This is a genomic window from Paenibacillus sp. WLX1005, assembly GCF_046603685.1.
GTDB lineage: Bacteria > Bacillota > Bacilli > Paenibacillales > Paenibacillaceae > Saccharibacillus.
In genome coordinates, this window is sequence record NZ_CP176756.1 from 1,898,511 (window position 1) to 1,914,631 (window position 16,121).

Consider the following 16,121-nt stretch of genomic DNA (forward strand, 5'->3'; position numbering starts at 1 on the left):
GAGCAATAAGTAGCAAAGCTTCAAAATAAATCGGTATACTATTGCGGGATGAGCTGGAAGATGACAGGAGGGGAAGACATGAAGGACGAGACCAGCGGATATTATCCGGCGCGCGGACGGGTGATTTTGCATGTGGATATGAATGCTTTTTATTGTTCGGTGCACGCAGCGGAAGAACCGGATAAATACAATGGCAAGCCGACAGCAGTAGCGGGCAGTGTGGAGCTGCGGCGTGGTATTGTCGTGACCGCTTCGTATGAAGCACGACGAGTCGGTGTTAAGACAGGCATGCTCGTTGGGCAAGCGCTGCAAAAGTGTCCCAAACTTACGCTGATATCGCCGGACTTTACATTGTATCGCAAGTATTCAGCGGCTTTTATGAATATTGCTTACAGTTATACCCCTCTGTTGCAGGCAACTTCCATCGACGAATGTTATCTCGATATTACCGGCTCCAGTCAGTTTGGCACACCGATGGAGATTGCTGCTGAACTGCAAAACCGGATTCGTGACGAATTGCGCCTACCTTGTTCAGTCGGAGTGGCGCCCAACAAGCTGCTTGCTAAGATGGCGTCAGATATGAAAAAGCCAAACGGTATCTCTGTGCTGCGAATTCGTGATGTGCCACGTCTGCTGTGGGATCAGCCGTGTGCGCAATTGTTTGGCATCGGCAACAAAACAGCAGCCAAGCTGAGGGATATGGGCATTCGTACGCTTGGACAACTGGCAGCAGCAGATGAAGCGCGCTTAAAAGCGCGTTTTGGCGTGATGGGTAGCTGGCTCAAGCAGGCAGCAAACGGTATCGACCATTCACTAGTTGAGCCGGACAATGAACCGAACAAATCGGTCGGTCATACAACGACACTGCCTGCCGATATTCAAGATATGGAGGATATCCGGCGCGTTATGCTGAATCTGAGCGATCAGGTGTGCAGGCGGATGAGGCGGCAAAAGCTGATGGCGCATACGGTGCAGATTACGATCCGCACACCAGATATGAAGACGATTACTCGGTCGCGTGCGCTACCTGTGCCGACGGAAACGGCAGAGGATGTATTTCATGAAGCGTGCGAGCTGTATCAACGGCATTGGCTAGGACGTGGTCCGGTACGTTTGCTCGGTATTACTTTGCAAAATCTACTGCCGCGCGAAGAGGCTGCAATTCAGCTCGATCTGTTCGATTACGAGCGCCAGCCGCAAAAGCAGGAGCTCAATCACATTATCGATCAGCTGCGTGACAAATTCGGCGAGAATGCCGTGCTTACCGCCGGGATGCTGGGCAATGATCCATCCGTTCTGATTCGTAATCATAAGGTCAGAGGCACGTCATTGCAGCGGGACGGACGGCGTTTTGAGCACGAGGAATGAGTATTTGCATTGCCTATATAATATGGGGCGTTTAAGCTGTTAGCGGAAAGGGTAAAATTTTAAATATCGGCGGTATAACGCCATTACAGAGTGGATATCTAGTTACGATGACTTGCTGTGATGAGGATTGTATTTGAAATTATGCGCTCTTTGTATTATATTTTGATTATCTGTACAGACTGGGTGTCACATAAACAGACAACTGGAAAGCAATGATGGGAGGATATACAGATGAGTAAATATACTTGGGTAGACAAAGATACATGCATCGCTTGTGGCGCATGCGGAGCAACAGCTCCTGATATCTACGATTACGATGATGAAGGCTTGGCAGAAGTGATTTTCGGCGGTGACAACAACCGCGGTGTGACTGCCATTCCAGAAGACATGTACGAAGATATGGTAGACGCTTGCGACGGTTGCCCAACCGATTCGATTCGTGTTGAAGAAGAACCGTTTGCTGAGTAATTCCAGTAATATTGCTTCAACGGTCCATTGAGGCGATTTTGTTCCAAAAGAAGAGGAAAAGGCGTTTTTCCCGCAACAGGGAAAGGCGCCTTTTTTAATGACATGATAGAAGGCGTATCCATAATCATATTTTAATTTCATATTTCTGGAAAATTGCGTTATATTGCAAGCTGAATTTGATGCCTCAGCCCTACCGTTTGTCTATCGACAAAATCATGATCGTAACCGATAAAGAAGATAATGGACATTTTGTTGGCAATCGCATACATATACATACTATTGCCGCAGGAACAGCAGGCAGGGAAGGAGAGTCGGACCACAGTCCGGGAACTACATGAAAAACCTACTTTATCTAAAACGCTATGTCAAAATGCATCCCGATAACCGGATGGGTTGGTACCTGCTTGGCAAAGAGTACGAATCAGACGGTCAGATGGGCAAAGCTAATTATTGTTACAATCGTGCGGGAGATATTTACGAAGCGTTTGAACAGAGTCAGATTCCAGCGGATGTGCTACAGCAGTATGAAGCGGAAGTGATGGAGGTCGCGCGAACACGCGAACGCAAAATCCGGCGCAGGCGTAATATTATGTTTGTTGTGCTGCTACTGTTTCTGTTGACGATGCGTTCGATTGGCTTGCCTGCTGCTGATGACAGCCAGATGGCACAGGCACCGGGTCAGACATCATCAACCGACGATGCAACACATCTTTCTGGAAATGGTAATCATTCGGCTGCACAGGCGGAATCAGACGCTACTCTGTCAGGATATCATGCACCGCTGAGCTTTACAGCCGTTGCGATTGCGGCAGGCAGCAGCTCGGCAGGAAATGGTCTTTCGCAATATATTGCGCAGCAGATTCAGGATACACAGCCAGAGCTTGCCGCTGTACTTGGAATGGAACAGTCCGGTAATTGGCTACTTTGGAAGCATACGCTGCCTGTTACTTATACGCTAGCAGAAGGTAGCAAACCGGGTCAGATTGATGTGCAGTCCTATAATGCGAAAGCATGTCGTTGTAAGCCGGGTCAGCCCGCTGGTACATCGACGCAAGCGGCAAGCTGGATGCAGGAGCAGGAGCAGCTCGCTATTATGCAAACAGCGCTTGCCAATTACGAGACAACGCGTGCAGAGCTGCCAACCGCGCTCGGCGAACTGGATCGGTCCTTTCCTAGTAATTGGTTGTCCGGTACAACGCCGTTGATGAATACATCATTCTCCGCCTTGCAGCCTTATCCATTAGATGATTCGGCGATGGTGCCGGAACAAGGATTTAGCGGTGATACGCAGAAGCTATTTGCATCCACACTAGGCAATCGTCCGTATTTTACCAAGCCGCTGGAAATTATCGTCGATAAGAAAAAGCACCGTCTTGGACTTGTCAGCGGATCGATTCTGCTACGCAACTATCCGATTGGTCTGGGTGGTGACCGTACACCAACCGGTACATTCCGTCTATCAATCAAAGTAATGAATCCGAACGGCAAGTCGAATGGCGAATTTGGCAGTCGTGGTATGCAATTATCGGATACGAATTATGCCATTCACGGGACGAATGAACCGGATAGCATCGGTGCAGATGAGTCGCTGGGCTGTGTGCGTATGAAGAAGGAAGATGTCGAAGAACTGTTCGATATGGCTCCACTTGGCACAAAGGTAACCATTACGAGCGATGTACTGCCGGATGACGTGTCCGTACCACAGAAGAGATATACTAGCACCAAACAGCCCTCTCAAGATCAGACCGATCCGAGCCGCACATATCACTGGCTCAACTAGCCACTAGCGCCTTCTACGGACATTCCTTTTTGTAAAAGAGAGTGACCAGCAGGTCTGACAAACAACGTTAGCGTTCTACCCTATGAAACAGCATCATGCCAAAAGCGGTCTTCTCAAAAGCAGAAGATCGCTTTTCTTTTGTCCAAGAACAGGATAAACTAAGGAGGAGAAACATTTTGCATGACAACTAAATACGAGAGCACGCAAAATGGTATGCATCAGGGCTTGAGGCCTATGCCAGGAACGGAGTGAATACACATTGTTATACCGTAATCTTTTCAAACCTGTGCTATTCCGGATGGACCCGGAAAAGGCGCATCATCTGGTCATTGGCGGTTTGGGCACCGGTGTACGCATACCGGGCACACTGTCGGCGATGCAGTCGATGTATGGCATTGACAGTACGCCGGATATGACGACCGAGTTGTTCGGGATTACGTTTCCCGGTCCGGTCGGACTAGCAGCAGGTTTGGATAAAAATGCGCAGGCTGTCATGGGCTTGTCGTCAGCGGGCTTTGGCTTTATGGAAGTAGGAACGGTAACGCCAAAACCGCAGCCCGGCAACGAGCAGCCGCGGCTGTTTCGCCTGCCATCTGATCGCGCGTTGATCAATCGAATGGGGTTCAATAATGACGGAGCAGAAGTGATGGCTGGACGATTGAAACGATTGCCATCTCATCCGATTCCGATTGCTGTTAACATCGGTAAAAACAAAGTAACCCCGAATGAGCAAGCGGCAAGTGATTACAAAGCATGCATTCGCACGCTGTATCCATACGCTGATTTCTTCGTGGTCAATATCAGTTCGCCGAACACACCGGATCTGCGCAATTTGCAGCACGGTAATGAATTGAAAGAACTGCTCGCTGAAGTGATGGAAGAGATGTCCGATCAGCAGCGCAAGCATGGCTCGTTCAAATCGGTGCTCGTGAAGATCGCTCCAGACGTGAGTGACTCCGAACTGGAATACATGGTCGAGACGATTACGCAGAGCGGTGCAGCCGGTCTGATCGCTACCAATACAACGTTGTCACGCGACGGACTCACCCATTCCAGTGCAGGCGAAACGGGTGGATTAAGCGGTCGACCGTTAACGGAACGCTCAACGGACATTATTTCCCGCGTCTATCGTCAAACCGAAGGCAAGTTGCCTATTATCGGCTGCGGCGGTATTTTCTCAGCACAGGATGCTTATGATAAAATAAAGGCAGGTTCCAGTCTGGTAGAAATTTATACATCGTTTATTTATGAAGGTCCACAAGTGACACGGAGACTTCATAACGGAATCCGCGAGTTAATGAAGCAAGACGGATTTGCACATATTTCAGAAGCGGTGGGCGTAGCGCATCGTTAACAGTTTTCAATAGACAGGTCATACACTGAGGAGGCATGAACATGGATGACAGAGACTGGGAATTATTCTTGCTTCCCTATGAACAAGCGGTTGAAGAATTGAAGGTCAAATTCAAAACGATGCGTGCAGAACTGAAAAAGCGGGAAGAGTACGCACCGATTGAATTTGTGACCGGACGCGTCAAAAAAATATCCAGTATTATTGATAAATCCAAACGACTGGATGTTCCGATGAATCAGCTTGACACAGGAATTGAAGATATCGCAGGCATCCGTATCATGTGCCAGTTTGTAGAGGATATCCGCTGGGTTGCGCAGTACATCCGCGCCCGTAAGGATTTGACTGTTTTATATGAGAAAGACTATATTACCAATTTCAAAGATAGCGGCTACCGCAGTTTCCACATGATCGCTGAATATCCGGTACAGACGGCATTCGGTCAAAAGATCGTACTGGCGGAGATTCAGATTCGGACACTCGCAATGAACTTCTGGGCAACGATTGAACATTCGCTTCATTACAAGTATCGTCAGAGTTTACCAGAACCGATCCGGGATCGTTTGAAAACGGCAGCGGAAGCGGCGATGATTCTGGATAACGAGATGTCCAGCATCCGTGAAGACATTCTCGATGCTCAGAAAAGCTTTGAAGATGAAGCGAATCTGGTACAGCGTGTACTCAAGGAGATTCATCGACTCTATTTCTTGCACAAAGTGAGCGAAGCGCTGGAAAGTCAGCAGAAGTTTAACGAGCTATGGGAGAAGCAGGATTATCAGGGTCTGAAGGAACTGGGCGAAGCAGTACGCAAAATGCGCAAATCCGGCTCGCGTTTGCTGGATGGGGATCTCGATGAGTCAGGAGTTTGATGCTCTGTACGTGCAGTATCTGATCTACTTCAACCGGGATCAAGATTATTTTGAATGTCATGAGGTATTGGAAGAGCTGTGGTTGGAAAAGAACGGAGAGCCGGTGTACAAAGGGCTGTTGCAGGTCGCAGTCGGGCTATTCCATTTTCGAAACGGTACAGTGAATCATCTGTATAACAAACGCCTCGGTGCAATCAAAATGCTGAATAGCAGCCTGCACAAGCTGCAAACATACCCGCAACACACGCTTGGTATCGATCTGCAACGTCTTGTTCTCGATGTGTCACAATATGTGGAACGGTTGCAGCGGTATGAGCAAGAGCCGTTTGACTTCTACCCGTTGCAGATTATCATTACCGATCCACTGTTGCAAAAGGCAGTAGAGGCAGCAGACAAGCAGATACATGCGCATGTGCCACTGCGTACCGGATATGAACGTGGACCCAAAGCCAAAGAGTTGCCAGATGCTGACATTTGAATGATGCGTATATTGGAATCATTTGCATAGTTTGTATAGAAAGAAGCTTGCCGATCTGGCAAGCTTCTTCATTTGAGCAAACCGTTCATGCCGGGAGTATGCTAAAATATACCTCGGCGAAACGATTGCATCATCGCCTATGTTGACGATGCAGCAGGACGTTTCCAGCAGAATATACTATTTTACGAACTAAAGGAGCATACGCAATATGGCTGTACAATTACCGCCGCCGTTTGTGCAGCGAATGCAGCAGCTGCTAGGAACGGAATTTGAAGATTTTATCCGCAGCTACGAGCAATCGCCGCGCGCTGGGCTGCGTGTGAATACATTGAAGATTAGCAATGAGCAATTTCGGGAGATATCGCCCTTTGACCTGCGCCCAATTCCTTGGTGTGAGACTGGTTATTATATCAATGCCGATGCACGTCCAGGCAAGCATCCATACTATTATACCGGGCTGTATTATATTCAAGAGCCGAGCGCTATGAGCCCGGTCGAAGCATTGCAGGTACAGCCGGGTGATCGTGTACTGGATCTATGTGCCGCACCGGGTGGCAAGTCGACTCAGATTGCAGCGGCATTACAAGGGCAAGGCTTGCTAGTAACAAACGATCTGAGTGCTGAACGTACACGCGCTCTAGCGAAAAATATGGAGCTGTACGGCGTACGCAATGCCGTCATTCTCAATGAATCTCCAGATCGGATTGCCGAAAAATTTAACGGCTTTTTCGATAAAATTCTCGTCGATGCGCCGTGTTCTGGCGAAGGAATGTTTCGCAAGGATGATGATGCCGCTCGTCAGTGGTTGAACCATTCGGTGGAAAAGTGTGCAATTATGCAAAAGGACATTTTACAAACCGTTGCCCGTATGCTCGCGCCTGGCGGACGCATCGTCTACTCCACTTGTACCTTTGCACCAGAGGAGAATGAGCGGAGTATCGCTGTGTTCCTTGACAATCATCCTCATTTCCAAGTAACGCGTCCTGTCGGAAGTGACCATTTCCTCAGTGGTCGTAGTGATTGGGCGGAGATGGTAGAGCAGGAGCTTGCTGCTGGGCAATCAGTCTTGAATGAAATGGCGGCACATGCACCTGTATCGCAAGCTTCGCTAAAGCAGACTGCTGATACGGTTCGTCTGTGGCCGCATCATCTGGAAGGCGAAGGTCATTATATCGCTGTGCTGGATGATATGTCAGATTCCAGTTCCATCCAGTCATCGCCAGCAGACGGCATGGAACGTTATGAGGATCGTTTACAGCGCCATCATGAAATAGACGAGCGACCATCCGTTCATGACCATGACGAACGTTCTGGCAAACAGAAACGCGATGAGCGTAAAGATTCAAGCAGTCGCAGACGTGAATATGAACAGCAAAGTCATGCCAAGCCTGGCAGAGGAAAACGAGCAATGCAGGATAGCCGTCATTCGCCTACAACAGGAAGTGGCAAAAAAGGCAAAATCGGTCGTGGCAATTCTATCTCTTTACCTACTGACATCACAGATGGCGTAGAGCTATGGCACCAATTCCGCGACAGCGAATGCAGTTCATCCTTCCGTCAGCCCCAAGGCAGTCATATAATCACCTACGGCAGCAATCTGTATCTATCGCCACTTGATGAGAGCCGTTTGCAAGGACTGAAAGTTATCCGTCCCGGCTGGTATCTTGGCTCGCATAAAAAGGGTCGTTTCACGCCCGGACATGCGCTCGCAGTTGCACTATCACCGTCTGAAGCCAGTCGCATCGTCCATCTGGATTCCCGTTTGCCAGAAGCTATCTCTTACCTCAAAGGCGAAACGCTGTCCATTCCCGAACAACGCGTTCAGTGTAGCGAAGGTGTCAGTGCTCGCGGGTATGTACTTGTCTGCATCGATGGCTACTCCGCAGGTTGGGGCAAATGGCAGCAGGACGGCAATTTGAAAAACGAATACCCGGCAGGATGGAGATGGATGTAGCGATATGAATACCACGGTTAAAAAACAACGTTTGGATAAAATACTTGGCAATCTCGGTTACGGCACTCGTAGCGAGCTGAAGCGTGCTGCCAAGCAAGGGCGCATTAGCGTCAACGATAAAATGATCAAAGATAGCGGCTTGCAGGTGAACCCGTATGACGACCAAATTCAATTTGATGGCGAAATTGTACACTATCGGGAATACATCTATGTGATGATGAATAAGCCGCAGGGCGTTATCTCAGCAACGGAGGATCGCCGTGATCGCACGGTAGTCGATCTGCTGGATGATCAGTACCGCGTCTTTGAACCATTCCCAGTTGGACGATTGGATAAAGATACAGAAGGGCTATTGCTGCTTACCAATGACGGACAATTGGCACATGAACTGCTGTCACCGCGCAAGCATGTACCGAAAACGTATATCGCTGATGTGCTTGGCGATGTGGACGAACAGGATATAGTCCAGTTCAAGCAAGGCGTGACGCTGGACGATGGATATGTCACAATGCCAGCTGAACTGAACATTAGCGGACAGACGACTTCCGCAGAAGGCATCGTATCGCAGATTGCATTAACGATTGCTGAAGGCAAATTTCATCAGGTGAAGCGCATGTTCGAATCGGTTGGCAAACAGGTCATATACCTGAAGCGCGTATCGATGGGCTTGCTGGAACTTGATCCTGCGTTATCGCTTGGACAATATCGCGAATTGACAGCAGAGGAGCTTGCTTTGCTTGGACGAAGTGAGCAAGCAATCGCTACAGAGACAGAATAAATATCGGATGATTGGGGTTGGAGAGATGCAATACCGTTTAATCGCATTGGATATGGATGGCACACTATTGAACGATGATCATGAGATTACGCCCAAGACAGCCGCCGCATTGCAGCAGATTGCTGCGCAGGGAACGGAGATCGTCTTTTGCACCGGTCGTACGCCGCTCAATTCCATTCCTTATATGGAGCAGCTAGGTTTGCATCACGAAGGTCATGTCATTGTGCATAATGGCGCGGCAACGGTGCACACCGGCACGCATGAGATTGTGCATCAGTTTGCTATGGAGCCGCAGGCGTTGGAACCGTATATGCATTACTGCCGTCAACACCATATTCATTTTGACATCAATACCGCTTTTGATATTTATGTAGATTCGCCGGAACAGATGCAGGCTGCCGCACAGCAGATGTACGCCAAGTTCCAGAGTTTCGGGTTGACGACACAACTGCTACCGCATTGGAGTGAGCTGGAACAACCGGTACTGAAAATGAGCGTGTTTGGCACGCCGGAGCAGCTGGATCAGACGCACAGCGATTGGAGTTTGTGGACACAAGCATTTAATATGCAGCGCAGCGGCGAGTTCTTCATCGATCTGATGCATGTTCAGGCTTCCAAGGGAACGGCTTTGCGGGCTTTGGCAGAGCAACGGGTAATCGCACCGGAGCAGATTATGGCAATCGGCAACTATTACAACGATCTGTCCATGCTGCAATACGCCGGACTTGGAATTGCAGTAGACAATTCCCCAATCGATGTCAAAGCAGCTGCTGATGAAGTCACCGCTTCCAACAACGATGACGGCGTATATCAGATGCTGAACAAATATTGCGGCGTATCCGTCTAACCGTTATTCACCATACAATAAATCATGCAACACAACAAAGCCGCTCCATCTTCGAGCGGTTTTGTTGTGTTGGTCTGCGCCAATCCATGATACAATCTTGTATTATAGCCATCAGAAGCCTACGGGCATGGGATGCGTGCATATCCTGAACTGATAAGGAAAGGAGGAATATTCTTGAGATTGCTGCAAGCCCTGTTTTTCCCTCCTGAACAACCGGGGGGCGTATCATCGATGATTCCACACCTGCAAGAGCGCTTTGGCTCTGCACGCTGGGAGATGGAATTATTTTCTCTGCCCAAGCGAATTCGCAACAAGGGCAAGGATGACGTTGTATTTGAAACGTTTGACTGGAATATCTACGGCGAGAGCCCTATCGTGCAAAAGTACATTCAGACGTATCGCGACTATCGCTGGTGGACGCAATTGCGGCTCAAGCAGCCCTATGATCTGATCCATTCTCATCATCCGCTTGTTGGGCTCGTTATGCGCGAAGTGTTTCCAGACACACCACTTGTGCAGACAATTCACTCTAGCTATGAGTGGGAATTGATTCTAAATGGCAAAATTGAGGAAGGCAGCATGGAACAGGAATTTCTCACCTGCCTGTATCGTGAGTTGGAACAGAAAAGCGATCGGTTAATGACCGTATCGCGCTCGTTTCGCGAATATCTGGTGCCCTATGTGGATCGCCCGGAAGATATTGTCGTACTGCCCAACGGCTTTGACGACAAGCGCTTCAAGCCTGTTCCGCATGAAAATGAAGTACCACAACTGATGAGCGTTTGCCGCCTTGTTCCGGCAAAAGGATTGGATGTGCTGCTCAAAGCATGTGCCCTGCTCAAGCAGCGTGGACATGCCTACGTGCTGCATATTATCGGCGATGGACCTAGCCGCACCGATCTGGAACAATTGGCGCAACACTTGGGTGTGTATGAAGATACGATCTTCTACGGCTATACGCTGCATCCTGAGGAATTCATGCCATTTTTTGATATTTTTGTGCTGCCATCGCGAGCGGAAGCATTCGGTTCGGTATTCGCAGAGGCTGCGTTGTGCTGGTTAGCACTCGTTGGTACGGATGTAGGTGGGATTTCCGAGCAGATTGAAGACGGCGTAAACGGATTGCTTGTACCGCCAGATGATGAGGTACAGCTTGCCGATGCATTGGAAAAGGTCATCAATGACCCGTCCTATCGTTACGAACTGGCACGCACTGGCTGGGAAAAAGCCAAAACTCAGTATTCAATCGGTCATGTAGTGAATGAGCTGAAGAAGCTGTATCTCGAATTTCTACCGCAAGACCATATTCATCCGTTGCCCAATGTGGCAGCCCGTCAGTCGGAAGTAGAGTAAGCCGTATGCCATGTCATCGTACATGGACAAATGAAAACGAACAACACATAATAAATAGCATAAGCACGATCAGGCTGGAGCGACAGGGCGGTCAGTATCCGTCCGCAGCCTGTGCACTATCTGCGATGGGGGACGGACAATGGAAGAATTAAAACAACGAATTTTAGCAGAATCTACCGTACTATCAAGTGATGTGATCAAATTGGATGCGCTGCTCAATCAGCAGGTTGATCCGCAGCTGATGGTCAAGATGGGCAAGGAGTTTGCCGAACTGTATCGTGATGAACAGATTACGCGAGTCGTTACTGTCGAATCGTCCGGCATTCCGGTTGCTTTTGCGACAGCGCTCGAACTAGGTGTGCCGCTCGTCTTCGCTCGTCGTAAAAAGACATTGCTGGCAGATGTAGATGCTCTGGTCGAACGTGTTCCTTCGTTTACAAAAGGGATTGTGACTGACATTATGCTATCGCGTCAATTTGTCACTGAGAATGATCGTATTTTGTTCATCGACGATATTATTGCCAATGGCGATGCCGCTCGTGGTCTGGTCAAAATTATTCAACGTTCCGGTGCAACACTGGTCGGCGTCGGTATCGTCATTGAGAAGTCATTTCAAAACGGTGCCAACACGATCCGAGAGCAAGGAATTCGTCTGGATTCATTAGTGAAAATTACTTCACTAGCAGATGGACAAATTACATTCGGCTAGTCATCCAAAAGAAGATTGGCAACGTATATTATAGTATACAAGCCCTGTATGTATGCAAAACAAGCTGGGTTTGGCAGGTTGGAATTGTAGAAGAAACGCGGAATATAGTATGAAAATTATTCATGACATTTATTCTTGTTTATCTTATGATATAGACATTCTTTACCGATAGTGTAAATATAACCCCAAGATCTTACACCGGATTGACAAAAAGCATGTGTATGGAAAACCTGCTGCTGCTTTTACTGAAATACGATATTCTCTTTCCAAATGGGGTCAGAGTGTCTTATAATAAAGATATGTTAGGGAGGGGAGGCAGACTAATGAGCAAAGAGCCGATCACTGAAGAGTTTTTCCTGAACAAACTGGCCGCCGCAAAAGTACACTTCGAGCGTGCTTTGGATTGTAAGCACACTGAATTCGACGACCTGTACCCCTATATGATTGAACATCCTCAGTTCTTTTGGTACAAACGTTATGTAGCATGGTCTGAATTGCTGACCATTGTGAATTTGTGTAAAGAGCTGGACTTCGCCTGGGAACCGCAATTTTCCACTCATCAGGTAGAGTACGTGAATGAACGTGTGATGTCCGCGAAGGTGCTTGATTACTGGTTCGAGAAAAATGATTCCAAAGAACACGCACAGCGTTAATCATTGCAGGGTAATCATTTGACAAGCTTGTGTAAGACCTAAATGAACATTCATTTGGGTCTTTTTTTTGCGTTTTTTAGAGGTGTCGTATCCACCTGCATAAGCATAGATAGACAAGAAAATCATTGCATACATGCATGAAAATGGACATCGGATGATTATGCATGTACATTATATGTTCTGTTTATGTAAAATAGAGAGGAACGGCAATCAAACCATAGTCATTTCATGACGACGAAGAATCATGCTCCTGTGATCAGGATGAGAATCATCATGGAATGGTAATAGATAAACAAAAGTCATAATGCACAAAGGAGGGTGTCCCTTGATTAGCGAGGAGCAGTTAAATGAATACCGTCTATCCGGCGAGAAGGTGCGGGTCGTACGCGACGATATTCGCGATAATGATGTACGTGGGATTGTCATTGCTTGGGATGATGAGCATGTGCTCATCCGTCGCCCCAATCGTAATGTTGTTAAGCTAAGTCGTCATTATATTATTCAGCCGTCCAAAGAACCACGTCGCAGTCCGCTGGATGAGCACATGAATGATGAATCTGCCGATATAGATCGGTAAGAGTAAGAGTAAGAGTAAGAGTAAGAGTAAGAAGCGACGTAAACAACAAGAAGTAAAGAACACGGAGTAAAGAATAACGAGTAAGGAAAACTGAGAGAATGTAAGGGAATTATCTGAACATACCAAAGCCCCTTTATCGCATGTGTATACATGCAGGTAAAGGGGCTTGGCTGTGTGTGGTTTCTGTCGTGATGCTATATTGAATAACTATCCGCATCAAAACTGTCTGCATCATACAGCTACATTTATTTTAGGGTAGGTGGGGTAAAGCGGAGCATATACATAATACATACGTGGATTGTTATCTTCTTGCTTGTTATATCGATCCTGCTAGTTATGATTAGAGTAATACAACTTATAGAATATTGCTACAGATACAGCTAGATATAATCAATAGGCATGGCTACAAACTATGCAGACAGACAGAACAGAATAGTTAGAACAATCAGGTCCCTGTACGATAGGGAGTGTAGCCAGTATAACGAGCCGGTTCACGAACACGTGACGGATTATACGGCGTTGACGGTTTCTCGGCAACAAATTCTCCTGCATTTCCAGATACCGCTGCTTCAATTGGTCCAAGACCGAGGTAAGCACGCATGCGTTCAGCTGCTTCACGCCGGAAATCGGTAGCGGAAATCTGGAAGGTGCCATGATGGCCCTTACAAAGGATCTGCGCTTCCACACTACTCTGAGATTGATTCACTTCGTATAAACGAAGATGTTGTTTACGCAGATCACGGCGTACTTCGGACAGCAGCAGGTTGGTACGGTCGGCACCACCTTTGATTACTTCCATATACATACCGGAATTGCTTAACGCATCACTTTCCTCCAATGCGCGTGCATCACGATCAAATTTCTTTTGAATATAAATCAGCAGCAGATAGCTTTTTACCAAGGAACGTTCTTCTTCAGATAAAAAGACAGCCATTCATGTCACCACCTTATAGGAACTTATGTTTCGAGAACTTATGTTCTCATTATAGCGAACATACAACAGAATGGCAACCATTTCTATGAAAAAATACGCAGATTATCGTAAAAAAACACTACATATAGTATAGATAGTCAGAAAATAGAATAGTAAAAAAAGGGAACAGGATAGTAAGGGTAGATATTTCGCAATCATCTCGCTATTATCGCTTAAGAACACTAAGAACACTAAGAACACTAAGAACACTAAGAACACTAAGAACACTATAAGTGGGAGAACGGTCATATTTATGTAAAATATTGACGCTTGCTAACTAATATGATATGCTACTTCTTGTGCCTAGGAGCTGTTATGGTTTCTAGTAGATCATATGCGGTCGTGGCGGAATTGGCAGACGCGCACGGTTCAGGTCCGTGTGGGCTTACCCCCGTGGAGGTTCGAGTCCTCTCGACCGCATAACGAACAAGCAAGGAGCTTTGGAACGACAATCGTCGTTTCGAAGCTCTTTTTGTTTGCAATACATTGTCTTTAGGGATTACTGTTCATAGAATTGTACAACTTTTACATGTTATACATATGATTCATATGGTGAATACAATAGAGAGGGCTACGATTTTGCAGCCGCCCATCGAACGTCCATGCAATGAGTGATAAGGGCAAGGGAAGGTACATAAGCGAATGCGTAGTCTTCGAGAACGATACGATTTTCTATAATTGAAAGGAGAGTATTTCAATGACAGAACGCGTATTTATTAGTCCCGGCAAATATGTACAGGGACGCGGAGTGATCGGTAAAACTGGTGAGTATGTCAAGGCATTGAGTAATGGCAAGGCGCTGGTGATCGCTGACGAGATCGTTTGGGACATCGCCGGTAATCAAGTACTGGAGAGCCTGGATCAATCCGGCATCGGGTATGTAAAAGTGGTCTTCAACGGAGAAGCTTCCACGAATGAGATTACTCGTCTGAGCGATCAGGGTAAACAAAATGAAGCAACAATCGTGATCGGCGTCGGCGGTGGTAAAACGCTGGATACTGCCAAAGCAGTCAGCGACCAGCTAGGTGGTCATACCGTTATCATACCGACTACTGCATCCACAGATGCACCGACGAGTGCATTGTCTGTCATTTATTCCGATGATGGTATATTTGAAAGTTATAAATTTTACAATAAAAATCCAGACCTGATTCTGGTAGATACATCTGTGATCGCTGGCGCGCCACCACGCTTTTTGGCATCCGGTATTGCCGATGCACTGGCAACATGGGTAGAAGTGCGAGCCGTCATCGAAGCGCGTGCGAATACGATGGCAGGCGGTTTACCTACACTAGCAGCGGAAGCAATCGCGCGCAAATGCGAGGAGACGCTATTCGATTTCGGACTACTCGCCTACGAATCGGTGCAACGCAAAGTAGTAACATCAGCGCTAGAATCGGTAGTTGAAGCGAATACGCTCCTGAGCGGTTTGGGCTTTGAAAGTGGCGGTCTGGCTGGAGCGCATGCGATTCATAACGGCTTCACCGTGCTGGAAGGCGATATTCACCATATGACGCATGGGGAGAAGGTTGCTTTTGGCACATTGACTCAGCTGGCTCTGGAGCAGCGTCCGATTCATGAGATTGAAAAGTATATCGATTTCTATATTAATCTCGGACTGCCGGTGACGCTGGAGGAGCTGCATATCGGCAATGTATCGGATGACGATCTGTACCGTGTCGCACAAGCAGCTACCAAGCCGGATGAAACGTCGCACAATCTGCCATTTACCGTCACTGCGGACGATGTGAAGGATGCAATCATTGCAGCCGATCAGTATTCACAAGCGTATAAACGCAAAATCGGTCGCGATTAAGCACTAACGTTGACTATGTATCTACTGCGATTCTAAGCGAAGGATGACATCGGATAGTCGTACTGCCATACTGTTTGTTATGACATCATGATTGCGTATATTCGCATACAATCAGTTAGCACAAGCACAAGCACAAGCACAAGCACA

Annotated in this window: 15 protein-coding genes and 1 tRNA gene; 15 read left to right on the plus strand and 1 reads right to left on the minus strand. The window is 47.4% G+C overall.

The window, feature by feature from the left end; translation table 11 throughout:
- Positions 1-78 precede the first annotated feature (78 nt).
- The 13 genes from ACE3MZ_RS08205 (at position 79) to ACE3MZ_RS08265 (ending at position 13,185) form a co-directional block, all read left to right on the plus strand.
- Positions 79-1,368 (plus strand): DNA polymerase IV, encoded by a 1,290-nt coding sequence (locus tag ACE3MZ_RS08205; protein WP_411345956.1) that lies wholly within the window; start codon positions 79-81, stop codon positions 1,366-1,368.
- 231 nt (positions 1,369-1,599) lie between these two features.
- Complete coding sequence (locus ACE3MZ_RS08210) at positions 1,600-1,836, plus strand: ferredoxin (RefSeq protein WP_411345957.1); 237 nt, start codon at positions 1,600-1,602, stop codon at positions 1,834-1,836.
- Positions 1,837-2,170: 334 nt separating this feature from the next.
- Complete coding sequence (locus tag ACE3MZ_RS08215) at positions 2,171-3,616, plus strand: L,D-transpeptidase (RefSeq protein ID WP_411345958.1); 1,446 nt, start codon at positions 2,171-2,173, stop codon at positions 3,614-3,616.
- Between the two features lie 259 nt (positions 3,617-3,875).
- Positions 3,876-4,970: a quinone-dependent dihydroorotate dehydrogenase gene (locus tag ACE3MZ_RS08220; RefSeq protein ID WP_411345959.1), complete on the plus strand. Its 1,095-nt coding sequence runs from the start codon at positions 3,876-3,878 to the stop codon at positions 4,968-4,970.
- A 41-nt stretch (positions 4,971-5,011) separates the two neighbouring features.
- Complete coding sequence (locus ACE3MZ_RS08225) at positions 5,012-5,836, plus strand: GTP pyrophosphokinase family protein (RefSeq protein WP_411345960.1); 825 nt, start codon at positions 5,012-5,014, stop codon at positions 5,834-5,836.
- On the plus strand, positions 5,820-6,314 hold the full coding sequence (locus ACE3MZ_RS08230; RefSeq protein WP_411345961.1) for a DUF309 domain-containing protein: 495 nt from the start codon (positions 5,820-5,822) through the stop codon (positions 6,312-6,314). Before ACE3MZ_RS08225 ends, ACE3MZ_RS08230 begins: the two co-directional genes overlap by 17 nt.
- Positions 6,315-6,522: 208 nt before the next feature.
- On the plus strand, positions 6,523-8,268 hold the full coding sequence (locus tag ACE3MZ_RS08235) for an RsmB/NOP family class I SAM-dependent RNA methyltransferase (protein ID WP_411345962.1): 1,746 nt from the start codon (positions 6,523-6,525) through the stop codon (positions 8,266-8,268).
- 4 nt (positions 8,269-8,272) lie between these two features.
- Entirely contained in the window at positions 8,273-9,046 is a 774-nt protein-coding gene (locus tag ACE3MZ_RS08240) for a pseudouridine synthase (protein ID WP_411345963.1), read from the plus strand.
- A 25-nt stretch (positions 9,047-9,071) separates the two neighbouring features.
- On the plus strand, positions 9,072-9,893 hold the full coding sequence (locus ACE3MZ_RS08245) for a Cof-type HAD-IIB family hydrolase (protein ID WP_411346734.1): 822 nt from the start codon (positions 9,072-9,074) through the stop codon (positions 9,891-9,893).
- 174 nt (positions 9,894-10,067) lie between these two features.
- Entirely contained in the window at positions 10,068-11,246 is a 1,179-nt protein-coding gene (locus ACE3MZ_RS08250; RefSeq protein WP_411345964.1) for a glycosyltransferase family 4 protein, read from the plus strand.
- A gap of 139 nt (positions 11,247-11,385) precedes the next feature.
- Entirely contained in the window at positions 11,386-11,955 is a 570-nt protein-coding gene (locus tag ACE3MZ_RS08255; protein WP_411345965.1) for a xanthine phosphoribosyltransferase, read from the plus strand.
- A 323-nt stretch (positions 11,956-12,278) separates the two neighbouring features.
- On the plus strand, positions 12,279-12,608 hold the full coding sequence (locus tag ACE3MZ_RS08260) for a hypothetical protein (protein ID WP_411345966.1): 330 nt from the start codon (positions 12,279-12,281) through the stop codon (positions 12,606-12,608).
- Positions 12,609-12,933: 325 nt separating this feature from the next.
- Positions 12,934-13,185: a hypothetical protein gene (locus ACE3MZ_RS08265; RefSeq protein ID WP_411345967.1), complete on the plus strand. Its 252-nt coding sequence runs from the start codon at positions 12,934-12,936 to the stop codon at positions 13,183-13,185.
- 445 nt (positions 13,186-13,630) lie between these two features.
- Here the strand turns inward: ACE3MZ_RS08265 and ACE3MZ_RS08270 are convergent, their stop codons facing one another.
- Positions 13,631-14,119: a hypothetical protein gene (locus ACE3MZ_RS08270; protein WP_411345968.1), complete on the minus strand. Its 489-nt coding sequence runs from the start codon at positions 14,117-14,119 to the stop codon at positions 13,631-13,633.
- A 375-nt stretch (positions 14,120-14,494) separates the two neighbouring features.
- Between ACE3MZ_RS08270 and ACE3MZ_RS08275 the strand changes: the two genes are divergently transcribed.
- Positions 14,495-14,578, plus strand: a tRNA-Leu gene (locus tag ACE3MZ_RS08275).
- Positions 14,579-14,855: 277 nt separating this feature from the next.
- Positions 14,856-15,974 (plus strand): glycerol dehydrogenase, encoded by a 1,119-nt coding sequence (locus tag ACE3MZ_RS08280; RefSeq protein ID WP_411345969.1) that lies wholly within the window; start codon positions 14,856-14,858, stop codon positions 15,972-15,974.
- Positions 15,975-16,121 lie beyond the last annotated feature (147 nt).

What these genes read in the sequence shown, in the direction of transcription:
- ACE3MZ_RS08215 (WP_411345958.1), top strand. Translation starts at nt 2,171, where the DNA reads ATGAAAAACCTACTTTATCTAAAACGCTATGTCAAAATGCATCCCGAT.
- ACE3MZ_RS08245 (WP_411346734.1), top strand. Translation starts at nt 9,072, where the DNA reads ATGCAATACCGTTTAATCGCATTGGATATGGATGGCACACTATTGAAC.
- ACE3MZ_RS08270 (WP_411345968.1), bottom strand. Translation starts at nt 14,119, where the DNA reads ATGGCTGTCTTTTTATCTGAAGAAGAACGTTCCTTGGTAAAAAGCTAT.
- ACE3MZ_RS08210 (WP_411345957.1), top strand. Translation starts at nt 1,600, where the DNA reads ATGAGTAAATATACTTGGGTAGACAAAGATACATGCATCGCTTGTGGC.
- ACE3MZ_RS08205 (WP_411345956.1), top strand. Translation starts at nt 79, where the DNA reads ATGAAGGACGAGACCAGCGGATATTATCCGGCGCGCGGACGGGTGATT.
- ACE3MZ_RS08230 (WP_411345961.1), top strand. Translation starts at nt 5,820, where the DNA reads ATGAGTCAGGAGTTTGATGCTCTGTACGTGCAGTATCTGATCTACTTC.
- ACE3MZ_RS08240 (WP_411345963.1), top strand. Translation starts at nt 8,273, where the DNA reads ATGAATACCACGGTTAAAAAACAACGTTTGGATAAAATACTTGGCAAT.
- ACE3MZ_RS08235 (WP_411345962.1), top strand. Translation starts at nt 6,523, where the DNA reads ATGGCTGTACAATTACCGCCGCCGTTTGTGCAGCGAATGCAGCAGCTG.
- ACE3MZ_RS08225 (WP_411345960.1), top strand. Translation starts at nt 5,012, where the DNA reads ATGGATGACAGAGACTGGGAATTATTCTTGCTTCCCTATGAACAAGCG.
- ACE3MZ_RS08280 (WP_411345969.1), top strand. Translation starts at nt 14,856, where the DNA reads ATGACAGAACGCGTATTTATTAGTCCCGGCAAATATGTACAGGGACGC.
- ACE3MZ_RS08255 (WP_411345965.1), top strand. Translation starts at nt 11,386, where the DNA reads ATGGAAGAATTAAAACAACGAATTTTAGCAGAATCTACCGTACTATCA.
- ACE3MZ_RS08260 (WP_411345966.1), top strand. Translation starts at nt 12,279, where the DNA reads ATGAGCAAAGAGCCGATCACTGAAGAGTTTTTCCTGAACAAACTGGCC.